Here is a 14207-nt window from a genome sequence, read left to right on the forward strand (position 1 = left end):
GCATGCATTGGCAACCGGTCGCGCCATTGGCGCTTCCCGAAACCTTCTCGAAGGAGTTGCCCATGCGGAACAGGATTCTTGCTCTTGCAGCCCTCGCGGTCGCGATCGGCTCGCCCCTTGCGGCGCAGGCGCAAAGCGGCGTCACAGTGGGACGCGCGCCCGTCGTCGTCGACAGCGGTCCGACCATTGCGGTCGAGCAGCGGCCGGCTTTCCGCGACTATGTCGTCGAACAACGTGTGCCGGCTTTCCGCATCCCGGATCGCGTGGTGGTCGGTGCTACCTTACCTGAAAGCGGCGTCACCTATTATGACGTGCCGCAGCGTTTCGGCGCCACCACCTATCGCTACACCGTCGTGAACGGCGAAACCGTGCTGGTCGAGCCGCGCTCGCGGCGCATCGTCGAGGTGATGGACTAGCGCTTTCACGGGATCAACTAGGTGTCCGGCGCGTCACATCAATCAGGCTGACGCGAGCAGTAGAGTCGGACATCAGGCCCCGCCCGGTCCTCCCCCCGCCGGGCGGGGCATTTTTGTGCTTCGTGTATGGGTGCTCTCGTGTCCCGGGCAAGCGAAGCGCAGACCCGAGACCCAGAAGCCGCGAGCACGCGGCAGCATGGGCCCCGGCTCTGCAGCGCACCGCCAAGAAGCGCTGCGCTGCGTCCGGGGCACGAGAGTCTAGTCCTGGATCTTCGAGAAATCCGCCACCGCACGCGTGGCGCTGCGGATCTCGTTGAGCAGCTTCAGGCGGTTCTCGCGCACCTTCGCATCGTCGTCGTTGACGCGCACCTTCTCGAAGAACGCATCGACTGGCGGGCGCAGCTTTGCCATCGCGCTCATCGCAGCCGCAAAGTCTTCCTTGGCGACGGCGGCGCTTGCTTCCGCCTGCACTTCGCCGATCGCCTTGGCCAGCGCCTTCTCCTCGGCGAGGCCATAGAGCGCAGCATCCGGCGCGCCGTCGAAGCTGCGCTTGTCCTTCTTCTCCTCGATGCCGAGGATGTTGCTCGCGCGCTTGATGCCGGCGAGCAAATTCTTGCCGTCGTCGGTCTCGAGGAATTTGCCGAGCGCCTCGACGCGGCGAACAATCATCAGCAGATCGTCCTGGCCGCCGAGCGCGAACACGGCGTCGACGAGATCATGCCGCGCGCCCTGCTCGCGGAGTTGAACCTTCAGGCGATCAGCGAAGAAAGCAAGCAGGTCGCTCGGAAGCTTCTCGGCATCGGCAGGCTTCAAGGACAAGCCGGCGAGCGCGGACGCCGCCACCTTCATGAGCGACAGACGCAGGGCGTTCTCGGCAATCAGCCTGATCACACCCAGCGCCGCGCGGCGCAGCGCATATGGGTCCTTGCTTCCGGTCGGCTTCTCGTCGATGGCCCAGAAGCCGACGAGCGTATCGAGCTTGTCCGCGAGCGCGACCGCGACGCTGACCGGATCGGTCGGCACGCGATCAGCAGGCCCCTGCGGCTTGTAATGCTCCTCGCAAGCCGCCGCGACGGAAGCGTCCTCGCCCTGCGCCAGCGCGTAATATTTGCCCATCAGGCCCTGCACCTCGGGGAATTCGCCGACGACTTCGGTCAGCAAATCAGCCTTCGCAAGATGCGCGGCGCGCGTCGCCTTGGCGACATCGGCACCGACCAGCGGCGCGATCTCGGCGGCGAGGCGCTCGATGCGCTTGATGCGCGCGGCCTGGGTGCCGAGCTTCTCGTGGAACACGATCTGCTCGAACTTCGGCAGACGATCCTCCAGCTTCGTCTTCAGGTCCGTCTCGTAAAAGAACTTAGCATCCGACAGGCGCGGACGGATCACGCGCTCGTTGCCGGCGACGATGGTCTTGCCGCCGTCCGGTGCCTCAATGTTGGCGGTGAGCACGAACTTGTTGGTCAGCTTGCCGGTCTTGGAATCCCTGACGACGAAGCACTTCTGGTTGTTGCGGATGGTGGCGCGGATCACCTCTTCCGGGATCGCGAGATACGCTTCCTCGAACGATCCCATCATGACGACCGGCCATTCGACCAGACCGGACACCTCGTCCAGCAGCGCCTGGTCCTCGACCAGTTCGAACCCTTGCGCGAACGTCAGCTCCTTGGCGTCGGCGAAGATGATGTCCTTGCGCGCCTGCGGATCGAGAATGACCTTGGCGGCCTTCAGCTTGGCCTCGTAGTCCTCGAAGCGGCGCACGGAAATCGCAGCTGGTGCCATGAAGCGGTGGCCGTAGGTCGTCTGGCCGGTCTCGATGCCGTCCACCGAGAATTTCACGATATCGGGCTCTTCGGTCTCGGGCCCGAACGTCGCGGTGATCGCGTGCAGCGGACGCACCCAGCTCAGCGATCCCGGTTTTCCGGAGCGCGCACCCCAGCGCATCGATTTCGGCCAGGGGAAAGTCCGGATGATCACGGGAAGAATTTCCGCGAGCACGTCGATCGCATCGCGGCCGGGCTTCTCGATCAGCGCGATGTAGAAGTCGCCCTTCGGGTCGCGCTGGATCTTGGCCTCGTCGAGCGAAGCCAGACCTGTCGCTTTCAGGAACCCCTGCACGGCCGCATCGGGCGCGCCCATTTTCGGGCCGCGGCGTTCGGTCTTCAGGTCAGGCTGGCGCGCCGGGATGCCGTGCACGGTCAGCGCAAGGCGGCGCGGCGTCGCGAACGCCTTGGCACCTTCGTAGACGAGACCTTCGGCGACGAGCTTGTCGGTGACCATGCGGCGCAGGTCCTCCGCCGCCTTGGCCTGCATCCGCGCGGGGATTTCTTCGGAGAACAATTCCAGCAAAAGATCGGGCATCAGGCCGCTCCGCCCGCTTCAGTATGGATCCAGGCCTCGCCGCAAGCTTTTGCCAGTTCGCGCACACGAAGAATGTAGCTCTGCCGCTCCGTCACCGAGATCACGCCGCGCGCGTCGAGCAGGTTGAACACGTGGCTCGCCTTGATGCACTGGTCATAGGCCGGCAGTGACATCAGATGCGCCTCGCGCTTGCCATCTTTCCAGCCTGCCTCGAGGTATTTCCGGCACGCGGCTTCCGCCATCTTGAATTGCTCGAACAGCATCGCGGTGTCGGCAACTTCGAAATTGTGCTTCGAATATTCCCGCTCGGCCTGCAGGAAGACGTCGCCATAGGTGACCTTGGCGTCACCGTCGCGGCCGTTGAAGTTGAGGTCGTAGACGCGATCGACGCCCTGCACGTACATCGCGAGCCGCTCGAGCCCGTAGGTAAGCTCGCCCGCGACCGGCGCGCATTCGACACCCGCGACCTGCTGGAAATAGGTGAACTGGCTGACTTCCATGCCGTCGCACCAGCACTCCCAGCCGAGGCCCCAGGCGCCCAGAGTCGGGCTCTCCCAATCGTCTTCGACGAAGCGAATGTCGTGCACGGCGGAATCGATGCCGATCGCGGCCAGCGACTTCAGGTACAGCTCCTGAAGGTTCGACGGCGACGGCTTCATGATCACCTGGAACTGGTAGTAGTGCTGCATCCGGTTCGGATTCTCGCCGTAGCGGCCATCCTTGGGCCGCCGCGAGGGCTGCACATAGGCCGCGTTCCAGGGCTTTGGCCCGAGCGCGCGCAGCGTGGTCGCCGGATGGAAGGTGCCCGCACCCATCTCCATGTCGTAGGGCTGCAGGATCACGCAGCCCTGCTCGGCCCAGAACCGCTGGAGCGCGAGGATAAAGCCCTGGAACGAGCGTTCAGGGCGCATATGGGCGGGCAAGGAGGCGTCCATCGTCAGATCGGGCTCTCGCGGGGGGTTGAATCGCGCGGGACCGTATCGACGGCAGGGGTGGGAATCAAGGTGAAGGGGGTGGAAGGGCCGTCATTCCGGGGCGATGCGCAGCATCGAACCCGGAATCTCGAGATTCTCAGGTGCGCAACTGCGCACCCTGGTTCGCCCTTCGGGCGCCCCGGAATGACGGCGTGTTGAAGAAGGGCAGCAGCTAACCCGGCCGATAGGCCCCGGTCACGGGATCCTGTTTCAGCGTCTGGACGGCCCCCCTATGGGCGGCCTCGGCGACGCGCGAGAGGCGCATCTCCTCCAGCTCCTGGTTGATCCTGACAGCGGTCTTGTAGGCCCAGCGGACCACGGCAAGCCCGCCCAGGACGCCCGCGAATGCGACGAACGGCGGCATCGGTCGATCCTTGTCTAGTGCTCAGCCCCCACGCGCATTCTTGCGCAGACCGGGCCGCGCCGCAATTGGCTCGGCTTCAAGTCTGCTTGGGACCAAATAGCGCGGCAGGGCTCGACCTAGAACCCGAATTTCGCCCAGATCGCCCGCGTCTCGACTGCCGAGATCAGATCGTCCGGCAGGCCGGCCATTGATTCCATGGCCGAAAGCTGCCCCGCGCCGGGCGATTTCCGGCCCAAAAGGCTGGAGAGCAGACCGGTCGGCTGAGCAATCACGGGGGTGAGAACCTTCTCGCCAAAGCGGGCACGAAGAGTTGAGCGGAGATCGCCGATGCTGTCGGCGAGCCCGAGCGCGATCGAACTCTCGCCGGCCCAGTATTCGCCCGTGAACAGGGTGTCGTCGGAGCCCTTCAACCGCGCGCCGCGGCTCTCCTTCACCAGCGCGATGAAGATCTGGTGGATCTCGCGCTGAAGCGCCTTCAGCTTGGCGACGTCCTCGGGGTTTTCAGGGAGAAACGGGTCGAGCATCGCCTTGTGCGCGCCGGCGGTGTAGAGGCGCCGCTCGATGCCGAGCCGCTTGATCGCCTCCTGGAAACCAAAGCTGCCGCCGACCACGCCGATCGAGCCGAGGATCGAGGACGGATCGCAAATGATCTCGTCGCCGGCACAGGCGATCATGTAGCCGCCGGAGGCCGCGACGTCCTCGACGAACACCAGCACCGGCAGCTTCTTCTCCGCCGCGAGTTGCTTGATGCGCAGGTAGATCTGGCGTGACTGCACCGGCGAGCCGCCGGGCGAGTTGATCACCAGCGCCACCGCCTTGGCGTTGCGCATCGAAAACGCCCGCTCCAGCACCCGCGAAACGGTCGCGAGCGTCATCCCCGGGCGCAGCGGCGTCACCGCGCCGATCACACCGGATAGCCGCACCACCGGCACCACGGCCGTGCCGGGACGGAAGCGCGCCGGCAGATATTGCATGAGCTTGTCGGCCAGGCCGGAACTCTCACGATCGTTCAATTGTTCGGCCATGCCGTTACCTCTGATTAACCATTTCTTATCACGCGACTGTCATTGGAAGGACCCGGAACGTGTTTTGCAGAAACCCCGTTGAGAGGCTGCAATGGGCCAGCGGAGAACACCATGAAAATCTATCTGCTGATGCTGCTGATCGGTGCGCTGTTCATGGCGATCCGCCTGACGACTCCGCAAGAGCAGCAGTCGGAATCGCTTCCGCAATAGCTCAGCACGGTTCCACCAGCGGCAACACCGCCCTTCCCTCCAGAATATCCCTCACATCGTTGTTCGGCACGCCTGGGCCATCGTTGAGCATGAGGCCCGGCATCAGCCGCGTCGGAGCCCGGCCGCTTTTGACCGCGCGCACCAACACGCGGATCGCGGGCCGCCCCGCTTCGCCGTGAACCGGCAGGATCGCAAGACTCCCGAAGCCGCGTGACACCGCTGCCAAAACTTCGGCTATCCCATCTGCGCGCCAGATCAGGGTCAGCGCGCCATCTGATCGGAGGATGCGCCGCGCCGCATGCGCCCACGCATTCAGCGTCTCCTCGGTCGCCACATGCGCGATCTGGCGCGCCTGATCGGGCGAGCCGCGATGGCGAGCGGGATCGTTGAAGGGCGGGTTCATCAGCACCACGTCGACGCTGTCCGGCGCGAGCCCGCTGGCCGCGAAGGCCTGTGCGTCCGCGGTGACGTCGAGCACGATCGTCTCGGCAGCAATCGCATTCGCTGCCGCATTGGCGCGCGCAAGCTCCGCCAGCTCGGGATCGATCTCGACCAGGCCAAGCCTGATCCCGGCAACGCGCCGAGCCAACGCAAGCCCGGCCGTGCCGATGCCGGCGCCGAGGTCGACGACGCGGTCGCCCGCCCTCGCCTCCGTAGCCGCCGCGAGCAGAATGGCGTCGTGCCCGGCGCGATGGCCGGACCGCTTCTGCTTCAGCCGCAATTGCCCGCCGAGAAAGGCGTCCTCGGTGAGGTCTGCCAGGGCTTCACTCATCGCCGCGCAGTTCGTGGCTGAGGCCGGCCTCGGTCAGGAGCTGCCGGGCCTCGAGGGCGTCATCCTCATGGACCAGGATCCGCCGCGGCAAAATGCCGAGCGAGCCCTCAATGATGCTCATATTCTGGTCCAGCACCAGATGATGGATGTTGGCGCCGTCGAGCAGCGCGCCGATCGCCGACACCAGCACCATATCGTTGGTCCGAACCAGTTCTCGCAAAACACAGGCCTCCTGCCTGACGGGGATTAAGCGCCAAATGTCAATGGTTCCACGGCCCTTGCCGCATCCCCGTCCAGTTTCTATTGTCTTTCCATCAGAATAGCCCTTCCGGGGCAAATATTGGAGACCGGCGTGGCCGTCATCGTACCTTTCGAAACTCCCGGCGCGTCGATCGAAGAGCTGGTTGCCCTTGTCGCCGGTGACATGGAGCGCGTCAACGCCACGATCCTGTCGCGGACCGGTTCGGACGTGACCATGATCCCGGAAGTCGCCAACCATTTGATTTCCTCCGGGGGCAAGCGCCTGCGGCCGATGCTGACGCTGGCCATGGCCAACCTCGCCGGCTACACCGGCGACGGCCATATCAAGCTCGCGGCAAGCGTCGAGTTCATGCATACCGCCACCCTGCTCCATGACGACGTCGTCGACGAGAGCGAGATGCGCCGCGGCAAGCTGTCGGCGCGCATGCTCTGGGGCAATGAGGCGAGCGTGCTGGTCGGCGACTTCCTGCTCGGCCAGGCCTTCCGCATGATGGTCGAGGTCGGCTCGCTCCGTGCGCTCGACATTCTCTCCGCGGCCGCCGCCACCATCGCCGAGGGCGAGGTGATGCAGCTTGCCGCCGCCAAGAACACCGCGACCACCGAGGACGAATATCTCGCCGTGATCCGCGGCAAGACGGCCGAGCTGTTCGCGGCCGCATGCGAGGTCGGGCCCGTGATCGCCAACCGCCCGAAGGCTGAGCAGACCGCCTGCCGCTCGGTCGGCATGAATCTCGGCATCGCCTTCCAGCTCGTCGACGACGTGCTGGATTACGGCGGCAAGAGCGCCAAGCTCGGCAAGAACACCGGCGACGATTTCCGCGAGGGCAAGATCACCCTGCCCGTCGTGCTCGCCTTCCGCCGCGGCAACGACACCGAGCGCGCCTTCTGGATCCGCGCGCTCGAGCGCGGCGAGATCGGCGACACGGACCTCGACCATGCCATCGGGTTGATGAACAAGCATCGTGCGCTCGAAGACACGCGCAGCCGCGCCCAGCACTACGGCGCCATGGCGGTGGATGCGCTGGCGCTGTTCCCGTCCTCGCCGATGAAGAGCGCGCTGGAGCAGGTCGTGGCGTTCTGCCTGGCACGGTCGCATTAGGTCTCGCGCTACGGCACCCTGGTCTCGGTGTCGTCCCGGCGCAGGCCGGGACCCATACCGCGTGATCTGTCGGTCTTCGCGCGGTGTTCATACCGCGCAGCATCTTCACCACCAGTGTTCGCCAAACTACTCCCTGTGGTTATGGGTCCCGGCCTGCGCCGGGACGACGGTGGGGAAGCAGTATGCGCACCGCATCAACGTCGTCATTGCGAGCGCAGCGAAGCAATCCAGAATCCCTCCGCGGTGACAGTCTGGATTGCTTCGCTGCGCTCGCAATGACGGAGCAAGATGCGCGAGTGCGGTCCTCCAACGCACATTTAGGCGTAGTCACGATTCTCGCCATCGTGTGGCACGGCGCTGCCCACCTCGTGAAGTCGCTCGCCACGTCACTTGCATTTTGCAAGCCACTCTCCTAGCTTCCCCTGATGCAGCCCAAATCCCCCTCCATCCTGGAATGTCCGGTCGGCCGCGCCGTGGAGACGGTCGGCGAATGGTGGAGCATCTTGATCCTGCGGGATGCGTTCCAGGGCGCAACGAAGTTCGACGAATTTTCGCAAAGCCTCGGGATCGCGCCGAACATCCTGTCGCGGCGGTTGGCCCATCTCACCGAAAGCGGCATGTTCGTTCGCCGCCGCTATCACGAACGCCCACCACGCTACGAATATGTACTGACGGACAAGGCCCGGGACTTTTTCCCCGTGGTCGCGACCCTGCTCGCCTGGGGCAACAAGCATCTCGCACCGAAGGGCGAAGCCATCCTGCTCGCGAACCGGCACGATCGTCGTCCGTTCAATCCGGTCGTGGTCGATGCCGCCGACATGCAACCGATCACGCTCACCAATGCGGTCATCATCGCCGGTCCCCGCGCCAGCCGTGTCATGCGCAAACGGCTGACCTCGCTCAAAGCCATGAACCCGGCCGTCGCGCCGGCTGGAGACTGACATGCGTCGTATCGTCGTGACGGGAATGGGCGCGGTGTCGCCGCTTGGCTGTGGTGTCGAACTGTCGTGGCGCCGGCTTCTGGCCGGTCAAAGCGGGCTGCGCCCGCTGCCGGAATGGTCGCAGGCGCTGCCCGCGCGCATTGCCGGCCTCGTGCCCGACAAGGTCGATGACGCGGACGGCGGCTTCGATCCTGCGCAAGCCGCTGCGCCGAAAGACCAGCGCAAGATGGACCGCTTCATCCTGTTCGCGCTGCTCGCCACCGCAGAAGCGGTTGCGCAGGCGGGCTGGACGCCGCAGGACGCGGCGGCTTTGGAGAGGACTGCGACGATCATCGCCTCCGGCGTCGGCGGCTTTCCGGCGATGGCGGAGGCGGTGCGCATCACCGAGCAGCGCGGCCCGCGCCGGCTGTCGCCGTTCACGATCCCCTCCTTCCTCGCCAATCTCGCCGCCGGCCACGTCTCGATCAAATACGGCTACAAGGGAGCGCTGGGCACACCGGTCACGGCGTGCGCCGCCGGCGTTCAGGCAATCGGCGATGCCGCGCGCATGATCCGCGCGGGCGAGGCTGATGTCGCGATCTGCGGCGGTACCGAAGCCTGCATCGACATCGTCAGCCTCGGCGGCTTTGCTGCGGCCCGCGCACTGTCGAGCGGGTTCAATGACGCGCGCGCCTCGCGCCCGTTCGATCGCGACCGCGACGGTTTTGTCATGGGCGAAGGCGCCGGCATCCTGGTGATCGAGGAGCTGGAGCATGCATTGGCGCGCGGCGCGACGCCGATCGCGGAGATCGTCGGATACGGCACGACCGCGGACGCCTATCATATGACATCGGGCCCGCCTGACGGCGACGGCGCCCGGCGCGCGATGGAGATCGCGCTCCGGCAGGCGCAGCTTGCACCCGCGGATTTACAGCACCTGAACGCGCATGCGACGTCGACGCCGGCGGGCGACGAGAGCGAGCTTGGCGCGATTGCCGCGCTGTTCGGCCGTCACCGCGGCATCGCCGTGAGCGCGACCAAATCGGCCACCGGCCATCTGCTCGGCGCCGCCGGTGGCCTGGAAGCGGTCTTCACCGTGCTCGCCCTGCGCGACCAAGTTGCGCCACCGACGCTCAATCTCGAGAACCCTGATCCGGGCGCGGAGGGCATCGACATCGTCGCCGGCGCTGCCCGGCCGATGTCGATGCTCAACGCCATCTCCAACGGGTTCGGGTTCGGCGGCGTAAATGCCAGCGTGATCTTCCGCCGGATGGGCTAAGCGACGGGCCATGCAAACGACGGGCCTTGCAAACGCGGCAAGCATCGCTACCAAAGCAGGATGATCAACACGGATTTCTGGCTGTTCCTGGCCGCCGCTTGTCTCATCGCCGCCGTTCCAGGCCCCGGCATTTTCTACGTCGCGGCACGGACCTTGTCGGAAGGGCGCGCCAGCGGTTTTGCATCGACCGCGGGCACCGCGCTCGGCGGGCTGGTTCATGTGGTCGCGGGCAGCCTCGGCATCTCCGCGATCCTCCTCGCCAGCGCCGAGCTGTTTGCCGCCGTGAAATTCGTCGGCGCACTCTATCTGGTCTGGCTCGGCATCAGCACGTTTCGCAGCGCCAGCCGCGCGCCGTCATTCGACAGCGAGCCCGTCGGCGACAAGCGCGCCTTTCGCGACGGCGTGCTGGTCGAGGCGCTGAACCCGAAGACTGCCGCTTTCTTCCTCGCCTTCATTCCGCAGTTCCTTGACCCGGCCGGATCGAACCCGACGCTGCAGTTCATCATGCTGGGTGCGATCTCGGTGACGCTGAACACGCTGGCCGATATCGTGGTCGTGCTGATGGCCTCCGCGACACGCACGCAGTTGATCGGAAGGCCGCAGCTGATGCGACGTCTCACCCAGGGCTCCGGCGTCTTCATCGCAGGACTCGGCCTGTCGCTCGCGCTGGCGCGGCGGCCCGTGAATGGATAGCTCCACCATGCTCGCCCCGCAAAGCCGCACTTACGAGTCTCACGGCCTGCGGCTGCACTATGCCGACTGGGGCAACGACGGCGCGCCCGTCGCAATCCTGGTCCATGGCGGGCGCGATCATTGCCGAAGCTGGGACGTCATCGCCCGGTCGTTGCAGCCGCATTTTCACGTGCTCGCACCCGACCTGCGCGGTCACGGTGATTCCGACTGGACCAAAGGCGGCAGCTACGCGCTGACGGAGTATGTGTACGATCTCGCCCAGCTCGTCCGTGCCATCGCGGCGCCTCAGGTGACTCTCATCGGCCATTCCATGGGCGGCATGGTCAGCCTGATCTTTACAGGGTCATTTCCCGAACAGGTCTCAAAGCTGGTCGTGCTCGACGGCGTGACGATGTTGCCGGATGCACCAAAACCGCCGGTGCATGAGCGGATCGGCAAATGGGTCGGCCAGCTGGACAAGCTGCACGACCGCGCGCCGCGCCGCTATTCGACCCTCGAAGACGCGGCGGCGCAGATGGTCCTTCACAACAAGCGGCTGTCCCGCGACCTCGCGCTGCATCTCGCCACCCACGGCGCGCGGCAGAACGAGGACGGCACCTATAGCTGGAAGTTCGATCCCTACCAGCGCGCCTCTGCGCCGCACCGGCTCTGGCCGGACGATCACATCGCGCTGTGGTCGCGCATAACCTGTCCGACGCTGCTCTTGAATGCCGGCGAAAGCTTTCTGGCTGGCGCGAGAGCCGCGGGCCTGGAGCGCTACTTTCCGCAGGCGCGCGTCGAGACCATCGCCGGGGCCGGACACTGGCTGCAGCATGACAAGCCGCAGGAGGTGTTGGGTGAGATCCGGAAGTTTCTCGGGCTGGCGGAGGAAAGCGGCGGCTAGCTCCGCAATATCCGCGTCATTGCGAGCGCAGCGAAGCAATCCAGACTGTCACCGTGGAGAGATACTGGATTGCTTCGCTGCGCTCGCAATGACGAACAGATCTAGCTCAACGTCCCCGCGTGCACCCACCAGCCGGAATGATCCCTGCGGACCTTCTCGGCGGCGGCATGCGCCTCGGCAGACGCGCCATAGATCGCAAAACACGTCGCACCCGAGCCGGACATGCGGGCGAGCTTGACCCCGGCGGAGCCACGCAAGGCGTCCAACACGTCGCCAATCACCGGCTCGATGCGCATCGCGGGGGCTTCGAGATCGTTGGCGACGGTCTCGAGAGTATTGACCCAATCGGCAATGGAGGCGCCCTCGTCCGGCCAGGCCGGGGCGTTGAGGACGGAGGTGGCGCCGACCAGGAGTTCGCCGTTGCGCAGGCCCAGCGCCTGGAACACATCCTTGGTCGCGACCGGCACGCGCGGATTGACCATCACGCAGGGCATGCTCGGCAGCATCAAGGGCAGCAGCTGCTCGCCGACACCGGTCATGTCGCAGGCGCGCGAGAACAGACACACCGGCACGTCGGCGCCGGTCGCAAGCGCAACCTTCTGCAGCCGCGGGTCGTCGAGCGACAGATCGTTGAGACGGACCAGCAACCGCAGCGCCGCCGCGGCGTCGGCCGAGCCGCCGCCAATGCCGGCCGCGACCGGGAGCACCTTGTCGAGCGCGAAGGCGCCCAGCTTCAGGTTGGGCACGGCTTCGGCCAGGAGCTTGGCCGCCTTGACCACGAGATTGTCGGCCATATCGCCGCAGGCCGCCGCAAGCGGCCCCGTCGTGGTGAGCTTCAGCTCATCGCCGGGCTCGAGCGTGAGCCGGTCGGCGCAATCGGCAAAGGCGACCACGCTTTCGAGATCATGATAGCCGTCGGCACGACGGCCGACCACGCGAAGGCTCAGATTGACCTTCGCGCGCCCTTCTTCAATCAACGCCGGCATTGACGACACGCCCCCAGAACTTAGTTCTTCATACGCATGATCTTGCCGGAAAACCGCTACACACTTTTCCGGATCATGCGCTCAACTCAGCCGCCCTTGCCGTCGTCCTTCTTCTTCTCCTTCTCCGCCTGCGCAGCCGAGGAGTTCGAATTGTCGTCGGTCATTCCGTTTGCGATCTTGGCTTCGATCTTCGGAAGCTCATCCGGCTCGGGCTTGAGATCGCGGGCGTGGGCCCACTGGAACTTGGCTTCCAACGTGCGGCCGACACGCCAATAGGCGTCGCCAAGGTGATCGTTGATGGTGGGATCCTCGGGCTTGAGGTCGATGGCGCGCTCGAGGTTCTTCACCGCGTCCTCGTAATTGCCGATGCGGTAATAGGCCCAGCCGAGGGAGTCGACGATATAGCCGTCGTCCGGGCGCTGCTCGACCGCCCGCTTGATCATCTTCATGCCTTCGTCGAGATTGATGCCCTGGTCGATCCAGGAATAGCCGAGATAGTTGAGGACGTGCGGCTGGTCGGGCTGCAGCTCGAGCGCCTTCTTCATGTCGGCTTCGGCCTTGCTCCACTGCTTGGAGCGCTCCTCGCAGATGCCGCGATAATAATACCAGACGCTGTTGGCCTTGTCGTTGCCGGCCGGCAGCACGTCGACGCCTTGCGAGTAGGTCGCGCCGCATTCGCCGAACTTCTTGCGGCCGCGCTCGATGTTACCGAGCGCCATGATGGCTTCGAGATCCTTGGAATCCTCAGTGGTGACGCCCTTGAGGATCTTGATCGCCTCGTCGGTGCGGTCTGCGGAATCCAGATCGATGGCGAGCTGGATCTGCGCGTTGCGCTTGAGGGGCGACGACGCCGGCACCCGCTCATAGACCTTGATCGCCATCTGCGGCCGCTTCACCGATTCATAGAGATCGGCGAGCGAGAGCAGCGCCAGGGGATGGGTGGGCTGGAGGTAGAGCGAGAGCTGGAGATAGACCAGCGCCAGATCCTCGCCGCCGCGGCGGGTCAGCGTGGCGCCGATGCCGTAGAGCGCTTCGGCGGCGCCGGCTTGCGCGCTATCGACCAGCGGCAGCATCTTCTTGCCGGCCTTGGTGTCGCGCAGCCCTTCCGCGATCAGCGGATGGCGGGCGAGCTTCTTGTCGAAAGCCTGGTAGACCGTGGTCGCGGCGGCCGAGTCCTTGTTGCGCGACAGCCAGCGCGCATAGGCCTCGGTGACCCGCAGCATGGAATCGTCGAGCTTGTAGGCGCGCTCGAAGCGGGTGCCCGCGTCCTTCTCCTTGCCGGCGAGCTCGAGGATCATGCCGGCGTGGAGATCCTTGAACAGCGGATACCATTCCGGACCGGCCAGCTTGTCGATGGTGGCGACGCCGCCCTTGGCATCGCCCGCGCCATAGGCGGCCCAGCCCGACAGCAGCGTGGCGACGAGATCGGTGATCGGACCGCGGATCGACTGGTTGATGTTGGTCTGCGCAGTCGCGTACTTCTTGAACTTGAGATCGTGCACGCCGACGACGAGGCGCGCAACGCGGTTGGTCTTGTCAATGGTCAGGATGCGCTCGGCGAGCTTGACGGCTTCGTCGATGTCACCGTCGGCAACCGAGGAGATGAAGGCGCGGTCGAGCAGCTCGTTGTTCTTGGGGTCGGTGCGCAGGGCCGAGCGATAGAACGCTGCGGCGGAGGCAGCGTCGCGCTCGACGCTGGCGTGGCGGGCGGCGAGATAGCTGCCGGAGGTGGTCAGCGCCTTCAGATCGTTTCGGGTCGGAAACTGGGCCGCCGTGTCGGACGGATGGTCCGGGGTCTGCGCCAGGACCGCGCCGGGGACCGTCGCCATCGCTGTGCCCATGAGGGCAATGGCGGCAACAGTCCAACGGTTGAAACGATTTGAAAGCATCGGGGCTCGCCTTGAGTTGGTAGTGCCTGGGTTTGCAGAAGGCCGTATCGCATGCGAACGCGGCCGGTGGCATGGGGA

At 65.5% G+C, this 14207-nt stretch carries 14 protein-coding genes; 6 read left to right on the plus strand and 8 right to left on the minus strand.

Annotation, left to right across the window (positions count from 1 at the left end):
• Window positions 1-62 precede the first annotated feature (62 nt).
• Window positions 63-416, plus strand: a complete 354-nt coding sequence (locus C7G41_RS25475) for a DUF1236 domain-containing protein (RefSeq protein ID WP_106945223.1) — start codon at window positions 63-65, stop codon at window positions 414-416.
• A 258-nt stretch (window positions 417-674) separates the two neighbouring features.
• Here C7G41_RS25475 and glyS read toward each other — a convergent pair whose 3' ends face one another.
• The 6 genes from glyS to C7G41_RS25505 all read right to left on the minus strand — a co-directional run bounded on the left by glyS (window position 675) and on the right by C7G41_RS25505 (window position 6339).
• Window positions 675-2774 (minus strand): glycine--tRNA ligase subunit beta, encoded by a 2100-nt coding sequence (gene glyS, locus C7G41_RS25480; RefSeq protein WP_106945100.1) that lies wholly within the window; start codon window positions 2772-2774, stop codon window positions 675-677.
• Entirely contained in the window at window positions 2774-3709 is a 936-nt protein-coding gene (locus C7G41_RS25485) for a glycine--tRNA ligase subunit alpha (RefSeq protein WP_106945101.1), read from the minus strand. The genes glyS and C7G41_RS25485 overlap by 1 nt, the downstream gene beginning before the upstream one ends.
• 211 nt (window positions 3710-3920) lie before the next feature.
• A complete protein-coding gene (locus C7G41_RS25490; RefSeq protein ID WP_007607173.1) occupies window positions 3921-4112 on the minus strand; it encodes a hypothetical protein in 192 nt (63 codons plus the stop codon).
• A gap of 116 nt (window positions 4113-4228) precedes the next feature.
• Complete coding sequence (locus C7G41_RS25495) at window positions 4229-5137, minus strand: S49 family peptidase (RefSeq protein WP_106945102.1); 909 nt, start codon at window positions 5135-5137, stop codon at window positions 4229-4231.
• A gap of 211 nt (window positions 5138-5348) precedes the next feature.
• On the minus strand, window positions 5349-6119 hold the full coding sequence (locus tag C7G41_RS25500; RefSeq protein WP_106945103.1) for a tRNA1(Val) (adenine(37)-N6)-methyltransferase: 771 nt from the start codon (window positions 6117-6119) through the stop codon (window positions 5349-5351).
• On the minus strand, window positions 6112-6339 hold the full coding sequence (locus C7G41_RS25505; protein WP_007594964.1) for a DUF2007 domain-containing protein: 228 nt from the start codon (window positions 6337-6339) through the stop codon (window positions 6112-6114). The genes C7G41_RS25500 and C7G41_RS25505 overlap by 8 nt, the downstream gene beginning before the upstream one ends.
• Before the next feature lie 132 nt (window positions 6340-6471).
• Between C7G41_RS25505 and C7G41_RS25510 the strand changes: the two genes are divergently transcribed.
• The 5 genes from C7G41_RS25510 to C7G41_RS25535 all read left to right on the plus strand — a co-directional run bounded on the left by C7G41_RS25510 (window position 6472) and on the right by C7G41_RS25535 (window position 11254).
• Window positions 6472-7479, plus strand: a complete 1008-nt coding sequence (locus tag C7G41_RS25510; RefSeq protein ID WP_007594965.1) for a polyprenyl synthetase family protein — start codon at window positions 6472-6474, stop codon at window positions 7477-7479.
• A gap of 425 nt (window positions 7480-7904) precedes the next feature.
• Window positions 7905-8420 carry a helix-turn-helix domain-containing protein gene (locus tag C7G41_RS25520; protein ID WP_106945105.1) on the plus strand — a complete coding sequence of 172 codons (516 nt, stop codon included), beginning with the start codon at window positions 7905-7907 and terminating at the stop codon, window positions 8418-8420.
• A gap of 1 nt (window position 8421) precedes the next feature.
• A complete protein-coding gene (gene fabF, locus C7G41_RS25525; protein WP_106945106.1) occupies window positions 8422-9678 on the plus strand; it encodes a beta-ketoacyl-ACP synthase II in 1257 nt (418 codons plus the stop codon).
• Between the two features lie 60 nt (window positions 9679-9738).
• Complete coding sequence (locus C7G41_RS25530; RefSeq protein ID WP_106945107.1) at window positions 9739-10371, plus strand: LysE family translocator; 633 nt, start codon at window positions 9739-9741, stop codon at window positions 10369-10371.
• 7 nt (window positions 10372-10378) lie between these two features.
• Window positions 10379-11254 (plus strand): alpha/beta fold hydrolase, encoded by an 876-nt coding sequence (locus C7G41_RS25535; protein ID WP_106945108.1) that lies wholly within the window; start codon window positions 10379-10381, stop codon window positions 11252-11254.
• 101 nt (window positions 11255-11355) lie between these two features.
• Here C7G41_RS25535 and C7G41_RS25540 read toward each other — a convergent pair whose 3' ends face one another.
• On the minus strand, window positions 11356-12240 hold the full coding sequence (locus tag C7G41_RS25540; RefSeq protein ID WP_199198604.1) for a 4-(cytidine 5'-diphospho)-2-C-methyl-D-erythritol kinase: 885 nt from the start codon (window positions 12238-12240) through the stop codon (window positions 11356-11358).
• A gap of 86 nt (window positions 12241-12326) precedes the next feature.
• Window positions 12327-14129: a tetratricopeptide repeat protein gene (locus tag C7G41_RS25545; RefSeq protein WP_106945110.1), complete on the minus strand. Its 1803-nt coding sequence runs from the start codon at window positions 14127-14129 to the stop codon at window positions 12327-12329.
• Window positions 14130-14207 lie beyond the last annotated feature (78 nt).

The organism is Bradyrhizobium sp. MOS002, from assembly GCF_003020115.1.
GTDB lineage: Bacteria > Pseudomonadota > Alphaproteobacteria > Rhizobiales > Xanthobacteraceae > Bradyrhizobium.

Coding starts and splice junctions, on each gene's coding strand:
- C7G41_RS25475 (WP_106945223.1), top strand. CDS start 63: ATGCGGAACAGGATTCTTGCTCTTGCAGCCCTCGCGGTCGCGATCGGC.
- glyS (WP_106945100.1), bottom strand. CDS start 2,774: ATGCCCGATCTTTTGCTGGAATTGTTCTCCGAAGAAATCCCCGCGCGG.
- C7G41_RS25485 (WP_106945101.1), bottom strand. CDS start 3,709: ATGGACGCCTCCTTGCCCGCCCATATGCGCCCTGAACGCTCGTTCCAG.
- C7G41_RS25490 (WP_007607173.1), bottom strand. CDS start 4,112: ATGCCGCCGTTCGTCGCATTCGCGGGCGTCCTGGGCGGGCTTGCCGTG.
- C7G41_RS25495 (WP_106945102.1), bottom strand. CDS start 5,137: ATGGCCGAACAATTGAACGATCGTGAGAGTTCCGGCCTGGCCGACAAG.
- C7G41_RS25500 (WP_106945103.1), bottom strand. CDS start 6,119: ATGAGTGAAGCCCTGGCAGACCTCACCGAGGACGCCTTTCTCGGCGGG.
- C7G41_RS25520 (WP_106945105.1), top strand. CDS start 7,905: ATGCAGCCCAAATCCCCCTCCATCCTGGAATGTCCGGTCGGCCGCGCC.
- fabF (WP_106945106.1), top strand. CDS start 8,422: ATGCGTCGTATCGTCGTGACGGGAATGGGCGCGGTGTCGCCGCTTGGC.
- C7G41_RS25530 (WP_106945107.1), top strand. CDS start 9,739: ATGATCAACACGGATTTCTGGCTGTTCCTGGCCGCCGCTTGTCTCATC.
- C7G41_RS25535 (WP_106945108.1), top strand. CDS start 10,379: ATGCTCGCCCCGCAAAGCCGCACTTACGAGTCTCACGGCCTGCGGCTG.
- C7G41_RS25540 (WP_199198604.1), bottom strand. CDS start 12,240: ATGCCGGCGTTGATTGAAGAAGGGCGCGCGAAGGTCAATCTGAGCCTT.
- C7G41_RS25545 (WP_106945110.1), bottom strand. CDS start 14,129: ATGCTTTCAAATCGTTTCAACCGTTGGACTGTTGCCGCCATTGCCCTC.